Source organism: Flavobacterium xanthum (genome assembly GCF_900142695.1).
Taxonomy (GTDB): Bacteria; Bacteroidota; Bacteroidia; order Flavobacteriales; family Flavobacteriaceae; genus Flavobacterium; species Flavobacterium xanthum.
Genome location: NZ_FRBU01000021.1, coordinates 1 through 13,423, shown reverse-complemented (window position 1 = coordinate 13,423; position 13,423 = coordinate 1). Strand labels below are relative to the sequence as shown.

The window sequence follows — 13,423 nt, the reverse complement described above, 5'->3', positions numbered from 1 at the left end:
TTTATATTAATATATGTTGACAACTTTCAAAAAAATTAAAGTCAAAAAAATGATTTTAGATTGATTTCAGTTTCAAACAATTTTCAAATTGCTATTCAAATTATCTAACAGTTCTTGAACTTTTTCAAAATCGTTGAAGTGAATTTTGAGTTTGATTCCACCGTATGCGAAACTGCCAAAAGGATCGATGGATACCAACGTTTCATTTTCAAAAAAAAAGTTAATCTCTTCCTGCTCTAGCAAATGCTTTATTACTACAATTTCATGGGAATAATTGAAAATTGCAATAGTTTGAAAATCTTCCATTTTAATACTTTTTATAAAGATACAACTATTCTGTAAAGTTATATTTTCTTTAAAACTGTGCACTCTTTATGGATAACAGTTTAGTATTTTGTAATTTTAGACTTTTAAGAACAGATTTATGAGTAAAAGATTAAGAAAGCCGGTAAAAAAAGGGAAAGACTTCTCTGAAAAAATAGTAAAAATATTATCGCAAAGTGCTAATAAAGCATTCAATTATAAACAAATAGGAGCAAAGTTGGAGCTCGATGATACTGAGAGCAGAAACCAAATTATTAAAGATTTGAAGATTCTGGCTTCGCAAAACAAAATTATAGAATCAGAACCTGGAAAATATTTAATAAAAGCAATCAGCAAGGACTATTACGAAGGTAAAATTGACATGACTGGGCGTAAAACAGCCTATTTTGTATGTGCTGATTTAGAAGATGATGTTTTTATTCCTACCAATAATTTAAATCATGCTTTAGACAAAGATATTGTCAAAGTGTATGTTTATAACAAAAGAAGTGGTAAAAAACCTGAAGGTGAAGTTATTGAAGTATTAGAAAGAAATAAAACAGATTTTGTTGGTGTAATTGACATCCAAGCTAATTTTGCTTTTGTTTCTACTGCAAATCCAAAAATGTACACTGATATTTTTATTCCAAAGGATAAAATAGGCGAGGCGGAGCAAGGCGATGTAGTTTTAGTTCATATCGAAGATTGGCCAGCCAGAGCGGATAGTCCTTTTGGTTCCGTAATTAAAGTTTTAGGGAAACCAGGAGAACACGATACAGAAATCCATGCGATTCTTGCTGAATACGGACTACCGTCAGAGTTTCCTATTGAAGTAGAAACGTTTGCACAAAAAATCGATACTTCGATAGAAGAAAGTGAAATTGCCAAACGTCGCGACATGCGCGATACATTGACTTTTACTATTGATCCAAAAGATGCAAAGGATTTTGATGATGCACTTTCATTCAAAAAATTAGAAAATGGTAATTACGAAATTGGTATTCACATTGCCGATGTTTCTTATTATTTACAAGAAGGAACAATTCTGGATGATGAAGCATATCAAAGAGCAACATCCGTTTATTTAGTGGATAGAGTAGTGCCCATGTTACCGGAAGTGTTGTCCAATTTTGCGTGTTCTTTACGTCCAAATGAAGAAAAATATACGTTTTCGGCTATATTTGAAATCACAGAAACTTCTGAAGTGGTGAATCAATGGTTTGGAAGAACGGTAATTTATTCCGATCAACGTTTTGCTTACGAAGAAGCGCAGTACATCATAGAAACCAAAGACGATGTGATTCCGGAAGAAATTTCGATTACAGGAAGTTCGTATCAAGTTTCAGAAGCAATTGTTGCTGCGACGCTAAAAATGGATGAATTAGCTAAAATTCTTAGAAAAAGAAGAATGGCTGATGGTGCCATTTCTTTTGATAAAGTAGAAGTAAAATTTAATTTAGATGAAGCTGGAGAACCTCAAGGCGTTTATTTTAAAGTTTCCAAAGATGCCAATCATCTGATTGAAGAATTCATGCTTTTAGCCAATAAAAAAGTAGCAGAATTCATTGGAAAACAAAAGAAAACTTTTATTTATAGAATTCACGATGAGCCAAATGAGGATAAACTTTTTGCGATGCAAGCAGTAATTGCCAAGTTTGGACATAAAATTGATTTCAAACAAGGTTCTATTTCACAAGCTTTGAATAAATTAATGGAAGATGTAAATGGTAAAAAAGAACAAAATCTTATTGATACTTTAGCGATTAGAAGTATGAGTAAAGCCAAATATTCTACAGATAACATTGGACATTACGGCTTGGCTTTTGAATATTATTCTCATTTTACATCACCAATTCGTCGTTACCCAGATGTAATGGTGCACCGATTATTGCAGCATTATCTCGATGGTGGAAAATCTGCTGATGAAGAAACCTATGAAACCAAGTGCTTACATTCCTCCACAATGGAAGGTTTAGCAACCAATGCGGAACGAGATTCTATCAAATACATGCAGGTAAAATACATGCAAGATCATCAGGATCAGGAATTTTTAGGAGTAATTTCGGGTGTAACCGAATGGGGAATCTATGTAGAAATCATCGAAAATAAATGTGAAGGAATGTGTAGAATTCGAGATATAAAAGACGATTACTACACTTTTGACGAAAAACAATATGCACTAACCGGCGCAACTTCTGGTAAATTATTACAATTAGGAGATGAAATTTACGTTAAAGTAAAAAATGCCGATTTAGTTAAAAAACAATTGGATTTTAATTTTTTAAGAAGAATTGAAGAACCATTAAAATAGATAAAATGAAAAAATTAGTGATTATTGCTTTTGTATTTTTAAGTCAAATAACACAAGCACAAGTAACTAGAAACTTAGGGGATTTTGATGAAGTTAAAGTATTTGATAAAATCAATGTCAAATTAATTCCTGCATCTGAAAATAAGATTGTCGTAACTGGAGCACGCGCTGATGAAGTAGAAACGGTAAATAAAAATGGAGAATTAAAGATTAGAATGCCTTTTCCACAATTATTATCCGGTGAAGATATTATGGTTAAATTATATTTTAAAAACCTCGAAAGTATTGCTGTGAGCGAGGGAAGCTATGTTTCCAGTGAAGAAGATTTCAAACAAACAAGCTTAGATTTAAATGCAAAATCAGGAGGAGAAATTAATTTAGATATAGATGTTGACAAAGTAAATGTAAAGGCGAATGCTGGTGGAATAATTACTTTATCAGGAAAAGCGAAAAATCAAGATGTTGTAATAACTTCTGGAGGAATTTTAAACGCTAAGGATTTAGAGACTTTACAAACTACAATAAGCGTTGCTGCAGGAGGAAAATCTGAAATTAATGCCTCAACATTAGTTGATGCAAAAGTTCGTGCTGGTGGCTCTATATTTATCTACGGTAAACCCAAACAGATTAACAAGGAAGTTTTCATTGGAGGTACAATTTTAGAAAAATAGTAGTACTTTGGTTTAGATTTTAGCGTAATAAATTTAAATTTTTAATGATAAACGACATTTTAGCTGGTATTCCTTGGGGAATTTTCTTGAGTTTTATGATTGGTCCTGTTTTTTTTATTTTACTAGAAACAAGTATTATAAAAGGATTTAGAGCGGCTTTGGTATTCGATTTAGGAGTTATTTTAGGGGATATTGTTTTTATTGGAATTGCGTATTTAGGCAGTTACCGCTTGATTCAAAGTTTAAAAGATCAACCGGCTCTTTTTATATTTGGTGGAGTATTAATGTTGGCTTATGGTATAATTTCCTTCATACAGTTAAAAAAAGAACAGAAAATCAATACGGATATTATCGACAAGGAAATTGTCAAAAAAAACTATATAAGCCTTTTCATCAAAGGATTTCTATTGAATATCATTAATATTGGTGTTCTTGGTTTTTGGTTGGCAATTATCATTTCTGTAGGACCAAAACTCGAAATGCAAACCTCCAGAATGGTCACTTTTTTCACCTCGGTAATTATCTCTTATTTAGTTGTTGATTGTGTTAAAATACTTTTGGCAAAACAGTTAAAAACAAAGCTTACACCTGTAAATATTCTAAAAATTAAAAAAGGAATCAGTATTATAATGATGGTTTTTGGTATCGTTTTGATTACGCAAGGTTGGTTCCCAGAAGAAAAAGAAATGGTTAAAAAAGCATTTGAAAAAATAGATAAGTAATAATAATTTTAAAAAATAGTAAAAGCCTTGAATGTAATTTATTTATATTCAGGGCTTTTTATTTAAACATATAAGTCATTTAAGTTTTTTTAAATCACTAATAAATTAAGTTTTATTAAGATGTAGACTTAATTTTTCTTAATTACAAATGGTTAAAAATGTAAACTTCTTTTATTCCTTCTAAAATTAGACTTTAAAAAACCGCCAAATTACTTTGTACGTTTTAGAAAATTATCCAGATTTGAACTATAACTTACTTAATTTTTTCTAAAAATTAGTCCTAAAAAAAAGAGACACATTTCTGTATCTGTTGTTATGGCATCGTCTTGATTCGAACGCTATATTTACTTAATTTTTCCTAAAAATTTGACATAAAAAAAGAGACACATTGCTGTATCTCTTTTAGAGGCATCGTCCGGATTCGAACTATAACTTTACTTCATTTTTATTAAAAATTAGACATAAAAAAAGAGACACATTTTTGTATCTCTTTTAGTGGTATCGTCCGGATCCGAACCCTATATTTACTTAATTTTTCCTAGAAATTAGACATAAAAAAAGAGACACATTGCTGTATCTCTTTAGAGGCATCGTCCGGATTCGAACTATAACTTTACTTCATTTTTATTAAAAATTAGATATAAAATAAGAGACACATTTCTGTATCTCTTTTAGAGGTATCGTCCGGGTTCGAACCCTATATTTACTTAATTTTTCCTAAAAATTAGTCCTAAAAAAAAAGAGACACATTGCTGTATCTCTTTTAGAGGCATCGTCCGGATTCGAACCGGAGTAGGAGCTTTTGCAGAGCCCAGCCTAGCCACTCGGCCACGACGCCATCGTTGAATGGACGGCAAAAGTACTCAAAAAGTTTAGAGTTTTAAAGTATAAAGTTTAAAAGTTTTAAAAAATATTTTTATTCTAACTCCTATACTCTTCCATTTCTATAGTAACTGCTTCAACATCACCGCCAATAGGAGGGTTTAGTTTAGAAACTGCGACAATAATTCTGGAAACTTCAGGAATTTCTTCAAAAATTCGAGTCACAATTCGGTGTCCTACATGTTCTAATAAATCAGAACGAATAGCCATTTCTTCTACAACAATGGTATTCAAAAGCACATAATCCACTGTATCTTTTAAATCATCCGAAAGGCTGGATTTTCTCAGATCGGTCTTAACTTCTAAATTTACGGTGTAGTCAGAACCAATTTTACCTTCTTCAATTAAACAACCGTGATAGGAGTAGGTTCTGATATTTTTAAGTTTTATAATGCCCATTTCTTAACTGTTTTAGTGAGAGTAATCATTTACTGAATTCAGTTCTAAAGAAAACTGTAAACTGTAAACTGAAAACTGTAAACTTTTTTATCTTTGCTAAAATAAAACAAAAAAATGTCAACTGAAGAAAAATCACTCCATTTTATAGAACAAATTATTGAGGACAGTTTATCCAATGGATTTCCGCAAGATAAATTACGTTTTCGTTTTCCGCCAGAGCCTAATGGGTATTTACACATTGGACATGCTAAATCGATTTGTTTAAATTTTGGTTTAGGATTAAAATACAATGCGCCAGTAAACCTGCGTTTTGATGATACTAATCCAGCTAAAGAAGAGCAGGAATATGTAGACGCAATTAAAGAAGATTTAAAATGGTTGGGTTTTAATTGGACCGAAGAATTGTACTCTTCTGATTATTTTCAACAATTATACGATTGGGCTCTTGCCATGATTAAGAACGGTAAGGCCTACATTGATAGTCAATCGTCAGAAGATATGGCTGTTCAAAAAGGAACACCAACACAACCTGGAGTTGACGGTCCTTATAGAAACCGGTCAGTGGAAGAAAACCTTACCTTGTTCGAAGGAATGAAAAATGGTGATTTTCCGGAAGGAAGTCATGTCTTACGTGCCAAAATTGATATGACTTCGACTAATATGTTGATGCGTGATCCATTGATGTACCGTATTTTACATCGTCATCATCACAGGACAGGCAATCAATGGAATATTTATCCAATGTATGATTATGCACACGGTGAAAGTGATTATATCGAGCAAATTTCACATTCTATTTGTACATTAGAATTTGTAATGCACAGAGAATTGTACAACTGGTTTTTGGACCAAATTTATGATGATTCAAAAGTGAGACCACATCAATATGAATTTGCCCGTTTGAACTTGAATTACACCGTAATGAGCAAGCGAAAACTATTGCAATTGGTTCAAGAAAAAATTGTAAATGGTTGGGATGATCCAAGAATGCCCACAATTTCAGGATTGAGAAGAAGAGGGTATACAGCGAATTCTATTCGTAAATTTTGTGATATTATTGGTGTTGCTAAAAGAGAAAATATCATTGATTTCTCGCTATTGGAATTTTGTTTGCGTGAAGACTTGAATAAAACTGCTCCAAGAGTAATGGCGGTGTTAGATCCAATAAAATTAGTAATCACGAATTATCCTGAAGATAAAGAAGAATGGCTGGAAGCCGAAAATAATCAGGAAGATGAAAGTGCCGGATTTAGAAAAGTTCCTTTTGCAAGAGAATTATACATTGAAAGAGAAGATTTCTTAGAAGAAGCTCCTCCTAAATTTTTTCGACTGAGTTTAGGACGTGAAGTACGACTTAAAAATGCTTATATAATCAAAGGAGAAAGTGTTATAAAAGATGCTGCGGGAACGATTACGGAGATTCATGTAACCTATGACGAAGACAGTCAAAGTGGGAGTGGGAGTGAAGCGAGTCAACGAAAAGTGGCTGGAACCCTGCATTGGGTTTCAATTCAACACGCTTTAGAAGCCGAAGTGCGTCTTTATGATCGCTTGTTTATTGATGAAGCACCAGACAGTCATAAGGAAAAAAATTTCTTGGAATTTATGAATCCTAACTCGTTACAGATTGTAAATGGATTTGTAGAACCAAGTTTAGTTTCGGTACAACCGGGAGACAAATTCCAGTTTCAACGTTTGGGTTACTTCAGTGTGGATAAAGATTCAGCTGAAGGCAAAATTGTCTTTAATAAAACTGTTGGATTGAAAGATGCGTGGGAAGAAAAAGGTAAAAAAGAAGAAAATTTATTGATGAACACTCAAAAAGAAATCAATAAATATGTAAAAGAAAAGGATGAAAACAATGCTAATTTGATTCTCAACAGCATTGTTGCTAACATAAAAAGTATCGACAATTATAGTTTAATTATTCACACCATCGTCAAAAATGTTAAGAATGACAATAACTCCTTGTTGTTTTCTAATTTGATTTTGCATTATTCTGATAAAGTAAAAGTAAAAGATATTGAAGAAGAGGCGTTGATTAAATTATATTCTATGTCATTGAAAAGTCAATTGGCTGCCGTTAGAATTTTGGCCATTGAAAATTTACAAAATGACTTGAATCATTTTAGTCTTTTAGAGCATCAGCTTATAGAGTTAAAAACAAAGGAAAAAAATGAAAAAGTACTGCAATTATTAAACAATCTTAAAATATAAGTTATATGAATAAGTATAGGTTTTATCAATTAAAAGCTCTCTTTTTAGAGGGCTTTTTCTATTATTTAAAATTCTTATAACAATTGGGTTTTTCATATTATTTTTCAATTAAAAACGAAGCGCATAAGTTGGTTTTAAGCTTACTTTTTTGAATTTATATAAGTAAGTATAAAATTAAAATATAGGTTGTTTAGCACGCTTTTATTTGATTTTTGACCTATAAATTTGCACTTTAACGAGTTGTTAACGGGATGTTGTTAATAAATCTGTATCTTTATGAAACAAACTTTTAAACTTTAGAATTATGTCGAATAGTACAGGTAATACATTAGTGGCCGTTTTAACTGGAGTAGTTATTGGAGCTGGATTGGGAATTTTGTATGCACCAGATAAAGGTTCTAAAACCAGAGAAAAAATAAAAGATGGGTATGATGATGCCAAAAACGATTTGCAAAATAAATTTGACACGGTCTCTTCACAATTTAATGATAAGTTGACATCTGCTAAATTTGATTTAGAAGAAACATATGAGGATATGATTTCCAATATGAGTCACAAAACCGAAGAGGTAATTTCTTTTTTAGAAGAAAAATTAGCGGAGTTAAAAAGGCAAAATGCTAAACTTCAAAAATAATATGGTTTAACCCATCTACTAAATCTTAAAACAAACTACATGGCTTTTGAAGAATTAAAAGAGAATACAGAGGAAATTCAAGACCAGATTCATGCTTATATACAGAGTAATGTATCTTATTATAAATTATGGGGTTTTAAAGTGGCGATGAAATCGACCACTATGATTTTCAAATTTTCTTTGATTTTTTTGTGTTTGGGTATGGTTATATTATTTTGCTCCATCGCGGGAGCCATGGCTATAGGTCAATCTTTAGAAAGTTATCCCTTGGGATTTTTAATAATGGGTGGAATCTACCTCGTGGTTACAAGCCTCTTGTTTTTAATCAAAGATAAAGTTATTGAAGGACCAATACTCGAGAAATTTTCTGAAATATTTTTTAACGAATAAATTATGGAAACCAAAAAATATTCCTCTTATGCTCAAATAGATAGAGAATTAGAAATTTTAAAAATTGAAAAAGAGATTAGTTATCAAAAATTAGTTTTTGGAGTAAAGAAAACAAAAGAAAGTTTCACACCTCAAAATATTGTAAGTGACTTAATAGGCAGTTATAGTGCTGCAATTCCTTATGGAGCTCTCGTTTCTACAGCGGTGCCTTTTCTACTAAACAAAGCAGTTCCATTTGTCAAAAATTGGTTTGCAAAAAGAAAAAGAGGCGTTTAAGCCTCTTTTTTTATGATTATTAAAGTATTTATTCCTCATTATCTGGAGTTTCTGGGGTTTGTGGCAATTGATAATCGGTTGTATCTTCTTTTCTAGTACTTCTTTTCCCATTTTTATTTTTCATCATTTCACCTACTTGGTTGGAAGCGCTAAAGGATGCAATCATATTGTTGAGCATGTCACTTCCGGCTTGTGGCGAATTAGGTAACAAAATTAGATTAGAATTGGCATCAGCACCAATAGCTTGTAACGTATCATAATGTTGTGTTACTACAATTAATGCTGAAGCTTCTTGAGAATTGATTCCAACTCTGTTCAATACATCAACACTTTCTACTAAACCTTTAGCTATTTCTCTTCGTTGGTTTGCAATACCTTGTCCTTGTAAACGCTTGCTTTCTGCTTCAGCTTCAGCTTTTGCTACAATTCTAATTCTAGATGCTTCTGCTTCAAATTCAGCTACTGTTTTTTCTCTGTCAGCAGCATTGATTCTATTCATCGCATTTTTTACTTGAATATCCGGATCGATATCTGTTACCAAAGTATTGATAATCGTGTAGCCATAAGTGGTCATAGCCTCATTTAATTCTCTTTTTACTGCGATGGCTATATCATCTTTTCGTTCAAAGACATCATCTAGTTTTAATTTTGGAACTTCAGCACGTACAACATCAAATACATAAGATGTAATTTGATCGTGTGGATATTCTAATTTATAAAAGGCATCATAAACGGTTTCTTTGATAACCATAAATTGAACGGAAACCTTAAGTTTTACAAAAACATTGTCTTTGGTTTTTGTCTCAATGATAACATCTAATTGTTGGATTTTTAGATTGACGCGCCCAGCAATTCTGTCAATTAAAGGAATCTTTAGATGCAAGCCTGATTGTCTGATACTTAAAAATTTACCAAATCGTTCTACAACTACAGCCGTTTGCTGTTTTACTGTAAAAAAGGAGGATAGTAAGATAAAGAATCCAAAGACCAGTAGGATAATTAACGTAATATTCATAATTTTTTTTGTTTTTAGTTAAAATTTATCTCACAATTTACAAAAAAACTTTAGGTTTGTCTTCGTAAATTTTAATTATATGAGAAAGTTAACACTTGTCTTACTTCTTATTTTAGTATCTGTATCCGCCTTTTCCCAATACAGATATAGGGATTCAAATAGGATTGGAATTAGTTTTGGAGGCAATCAATTTTCCTTAAATACTAACAATTTTGAGGCAAAACCAGACTTGGGTTGGAATGCGGGACTTTCTATGCGGGGAAATTTCTATAACAATTTGGAAATGGTTTATTCGATGCAATTTAGTGAGAATAATTTTTCTGTTGCCACAATTAATTCGTCCAGCGGTAGAGAAGATGTTGCTTATAAATTGGCTTCAGGACAAGTTGCTTTATTGGTCAGTTATGTTATTATCCAAAGTCATTTGAGTATTGAGTTTGGACCTGTTGTTCAAGTCAATGGCAAATTAAATTTGGATAGTAGTAAAGAAAACAACGTCATTGCTGGAACAACTTTGCTAGCCAAAGATATTAAAGCTATTTCTAATTTTAATTTTTATCCAACAATTGGAATCACATTTGGAGTTCGTCATTTTAGAGCCAATGTTTCGTATCAATATGGAGTCAATAACATGCTGGAAAATTTGAACAAAAAGAATTTAGGAGTCAATTTTAAAGGAAATCTTGGAATACTAAACGGAAATTTGATTATTTATTTATAACCAATCACATAATGAATAAAGTTAGAAGGCTCAAAGTTCACTAAATTTAGTGAACTTTGAGTCTTCTTTGTTAACTTTGTGTTTAAAAACTATAAAGTAGCTATTGCTTTTTGAATTCTGCTAATGGTTTCGTCTTTTCCAATTACTTCAACGATATCAAATAGGTGAGGACCTTTCAGTGCACCAACTAAACTCAAGCGAAAGGGTTGCATTACTTTTCCCATTCCAATTTCGTTTTTTGTCATCCAGTCTTTGACTATCATTTCAATGTTGACAGAAGTAAAATCACTAATTTCCTCCACAACAGAAATTAATTCTTGCATCAAGGCTGGAGTTTCTGCTTTCCAGTTTTTAGTGGCTTTTTCATCGTAAGCGCTTGGAGCTACAAAAAAGAAATCACTCATTTCCCAAAATTCAGAAACAAAATGCGCTCGTTCTTTAATCAAGGAAACGATTTTTATAAGTTTTTCATCTGTCATATCGAGCGCAGTCGAGATACCTTTTTCAGTCAAAATAGGAGCATAGGCTTTCGCCAAAGTGGCGTCTTCTTGCTTGATCAAATACTGATGATTGAACCATTTGTTTTTTTCAGGATCAAATTTGGCTCCAGATTTATGCACTCTATCTAGATCAAATGCTTCCACTAATTCTTCTAATGAAAATATTTCTTTGTCCGTGCCATCATTCCAGCCCAACAAAGCCAAAAAGTTGATCACGGCTTCCGGGAAAAACCCTTTTTCTCTATAGCCTGATGAAATACCTTCGGCCGTATTCCAATCCAATGGAAATACTGGAAATCCCATTTTATCTCCATCACGTTTGGATAATTTTCCGTTTCCAACAGGTTTCATAATCAATGGTAAATGTGCAAATTCCGGCGCTTCCCAACCAAATGCTCGGTACAATAAAACGTGCAAAGGCATCGATGGTAACCATTCTTCACCACGAATTACATGAGACGTTTCCATTAAATGATCGTCCACGATATTAGCCAAATGATAGGTTGGCATTCCGTCACTTTTAAACAATACTTTATCATCTAAAAGGCTCGTTTCAAATTTTACATCGCCACGAATGATGTCATGCAAATGCAAGGTTTCGTTCACCGGAGTTTTAAAACGGATTACATAATGTTCTCCAGCAGCTATTCTTTTGGCCGTTTCAGCCTCTGAAATCACTAATGAAGTGTCCAGTTTTTCTCTGTTGGTATGATTGTAAATAAAAGTTTTTCCTTGTTCTTCTTCTAATTTTCTTGCTGCATCTAGATCTTCAGCGGTATCAAATGCATAATAAGCATTACCGGAATTGATTAATTCGGCTGCATATTGTTGGTACAACTCTTTTCTTTCGCTTTGACGGTAGGGACCAAATTTTTCGTTTCTTCCAATGGTTTCATCTGGCGCAATGCCTAACCATTCGAGTGCTTCCATGATGTATGCTTCGGCACCAGGAACAAAACGGTTTTGATCTGTATCTTCAATTCTCAGGAAGAAAACCCCATTGTTTTTTTTGGCAAATAAATAATTGAATAAAGCGGTACGAACGCCGCCAATATGTAAAGGTCCAGTTGGACTTGGTGCAAAACGCACCCGAACTTGTTTAGACATTATTGTTGATTTTTGGCAAATATAATTCTATTTCTATAGATTACTTCATATTTACAGGTATTCGTTTATTCATCACAGCAAACCAAAGGGGTGGAAAAAACGATAAAACCATTGACGTAGGATATCCATAAGGCATTTGGGGTGACACATCATGGTATTCTAGAATTTGGTATTTTTTTTGAGATTTAAAGTGGTGATCGCTATGTCTGGTAAGTTCATATAGTATAATTCGGCCAAGGACATGGTTTGAATTCCAAGAATGTTTTTCGGTCACCCGTTCATATCTACCGGAGGCAAGTTGATTTCTTTTCAAGCCATAATGCTCAATATAATTGATGGTTTCCAGCAGCAGAAATCCAACAATTCCTGAAAATATAGCAAAGAATAATCCAGTAAAGCCGAAGAAATAATAAATAGTAAGTAGGTAAGTTACTTGAATGACAGTAAACCAAAACATATCATTTTTAATAGATAGTAAAGAGCGATTCTCTATTTTATTTAATTTTTTTTGTATTTGCCATGCTTTTGAATAAGTGCCAGTCACGGTTTGAAACCAAAAAGAATACAGGCTCTGATTGAATTTCGCTGTTGATGGATCTTCGGGGGTGGAAACGTGCAAATGGTGTCCATGATTGTGTTCAATAAAAAAGTGGGTGTAATGACTGGGAATTAAAAGTATTTTCCCCATTATCTTTTCAAACATTGTATTTCTGTGACCTAATTCATGGGCAACATTTATTCCATTTGCGCCCAAAATAATTCCTAAGCTAAGGGTCATTCCTATAATTTCATAAATAGGCAGTTGGTTTTGCGTAATGCGATACAAACTAAAAAGTATCGCTCCATAAACTATAGGGACGTTTAGTAATAGTAAAACGTCAAAAAATTTATTGTGTAAACGTTTTGAGATGGTCTCGGTATCATAATTTTTTTCATCAATGGGCAATATTAATTCTAATAGTGGGATCATGACAAAGGCAAACAATAAGGCAGCATAGGTCCAGAAACCTCCAAAATATATTCCTATCATACCAATAACAGGAATACTATAGGCAAATAAATATTTCATAGTCAGTGTTTTTCCATAAAATTAGTAAAAGGTTTTACATTTCTAATCATAAATAATAACAACATTTATTTAACAAGTAGCACTAAATATAAATTAGTACATTTATTGGTTCTTGAATTCAATTAATAAATGCGAAAGTTAGGAATCTCAAAGAAAGATGAAATATTTTTTCAGAACAAAGAAAAGAAAATTAATTCTTTTCCCTG

Annotated in this window: 13 protein-coding genes and 1 tRNA gene; 8 read left to right on the top strand and 6 right to left on the bottom strand. The window is 32.5% G+C overall.

The genetic code is table 11. From position 1 onward, the window contains the following. Positions 1 to 72: 72 nt before the first annotated feature. The gene (locus BUC11_RS10040; protein ID WP_073353786.1) at positions 73 to 306 is read right to left on the bottom strand and encodes a hypothetical protein; all 234 of its coding nucleotides are present in this window, start codon (positions 304 to 306) and stop codon (positions 73 to 75) included. Between the two features lie 118 nt (positions 307 to 424). On the opposite strand from BUC11_RS10040, the gene rnr reads away from it, so the two are divergent. The 3 genes from rnr to BUC11_RS10025 are packed head-to-tail and all read left to right on the top strand — an operon-like array spanning position 425 to position 4,007. Further along, entirely contained in the window at positions 425 to 2,614 is a 2,190-nt protein-coding gene (gene rnr, locus BUC11_RS10035; protein WP_073353783.1) for a ribonuclease R, read from the top strand. Positions 2,615 to 2,619: 5 nt separating this feature from the next. Continuing rightward, positions 2,620 to 3,285 carry a head GIN domain-containing protein gene (locus BUC11_RS10030; RefSeq protein ID WP_073353782.1) on the top strand — a complete coding sequence of 222 codons (666 nt, stop codon included), beginning with the start codon at positions 2,620 to 2,622 and terminating at the stop codon, positions 3,283 to 3,285. A gap of 44 nt (positions 3,286 to 3,329) precedes the next feature. Further along, entirely contained in the window at positions 3,330 to 4,007 is a 678-nt protein-coding gene (locus tag BUC11_RS10025) for a LysE family translocator (RefSeq protein WP_073353780.1), read from the top strand. Positions 4,008 to 4,774: 767 nt separating this feature from the next. Here BUC11_RS10025 and BUC11_RS10020 read toward each other — a convergent pair. Next, a tRNA-Cys gene (locus BUC11_RS10020) sits at positions 4,775 to 4,845 on the bottom strand. A gap of 83 nt (positions 4,846 to 4,928) precedes the next feature. Continuing rightward, positions 4,929 to 5,288 (bottom strand): dihydroneopterin aldolase, encoded by a 360-nt coding sequence (folB, locus tag BUC11_RS10015; RefSeq protein ID WP_073353779.1) that lies wholly within the window; start codon positions 5,286 to 5,288, stop codon positions 4,929 to 4,931. Between the two features lie 114 nt (positions 5,289 to 5,402). Here folB and BUC11_RS10010 point away from each other — a divergent pair, with 114 nt between their 5' ends. The 4 genes from BUC11_RS10010 to BUC11_RS09995 all read left to right on the top strand — a co-directional run bounded on the left by BUC11_RS10010 (position 5,403) and on the right by BUC11_RS09995 (position 8,805). Next, positions 5,403 to 7,505 (top strand): glutamine--tRNA ligase/YqeY domain fusion protein, encoded by a 2,103-nt coding sequence (locus BUC11_RS10010; protein ID WP_073353777.1) that lies wholly within the window; start codon positions 5,403 to 5,405, stop codon positions 7,503 to 7,505. A gap of 304 nt (positions 7,506 to 7,809) precedes the next feature. Continuing rightward, positions 7,810 to 8,139, top strand: a complete 330-nt coding sequence (locus BUC11_RS10005; RefSeq protein ID WP_073353776.1) for a YtxH domain-containing protein — start codon at positions 7,810 to 7,812, stop codon at positions 8,137 to 8,139. 39 nt (positions 8,140 to 8,178) lie between these two features. Continuing rightward, positions 8,179 to 8,529, top strand: coding sequence for a competence protein (locus BUC11_RS10000; RefSeq protein WP_073353774.1), 351 nt, complete (start codon positions 8,179 to 8,181; stop codon positions 8,527 to 8,529). A 3-nt stretch (positions 8,530 to 8,532) separates the two neighbouring features. Continuing rightward, positions 8,533 to 8,805, top strand: coding sequence for a DUF6327 family protein (locus tag BUC11_RS09995; protein WP_073353773.1), 273 nt, complete (start codon positions 8,533 to 8,535; stop codon positions 8,803 to 8,805). Between the two features lie 28 nt (positions 8,806 to 8,833). Here BUC11_RS09995 and BUC11_RS09990 read toward each other — a convergent pair whose 3' ends face one another. Beyond that, positions 8,834 to 9,820, bottom strand: coding sequence for an SPFH domain-containing protein (locus BUC11_RS09990; RefSeq protein ID WP_073353771.1), 987 nt, complete (start codon positions 9,818 to 9,820; stop codon positions 8,834 to 8,836). 79 nt (positions 9,821 to 9,899) lie between these two features. On the opposite strand from BUC11_RS09990, the gene BUC11_RS09985 reads away from it, so the two are divergent. Next, positions 9,900 to 10,541: a hypothetical protein gene (locus tag BUC11_RS09985; RefSeq protein WP_073353769.1), complete on the top strand. Its 642-nt coding sequence runs from the start codon at positions 9,900 to 9,902 to the stop codon at positions 10,539 to 10,541. An 89-nt stretch (positions 10,542 to 10,630) separates the two neighbouring features. Here the strand turns inward: BUC11_RS09985 and gltX are convergent, their stop codons facing one another. Together gltX and BUC11_RS09975 are read right to left on the bottom strand one after the other, a co-directional pair. Next, positions 10,631 to 12,148 (bottom strand): glutamate--tRNA ligase, encoded by a 1,518-nt coding sequence (gltX, locus tag BUC11_RS09980; RefSeq protein WP_073353768.1) that lies wholly within the window; start codon positions 12,146 to 12,148, stop codon positions 10,631 to 10,633. Positions 12,149 to 12,188: 40 nt separating this feature from the next. Further along, complete coding sequence (locus BUC11_RS09975; RefSeq protein WP_073353766.1) at positions 12,189 to 13,217, bottom strand: alkane 1-monooxygenase; 1,029 nt, start codon at positions 13,215 to 13,217, stop codon at positions 12,189 to 12,191. Between the last annotated feature and the right edge of the window lie 206 nt (positions 13,218 to 13,423).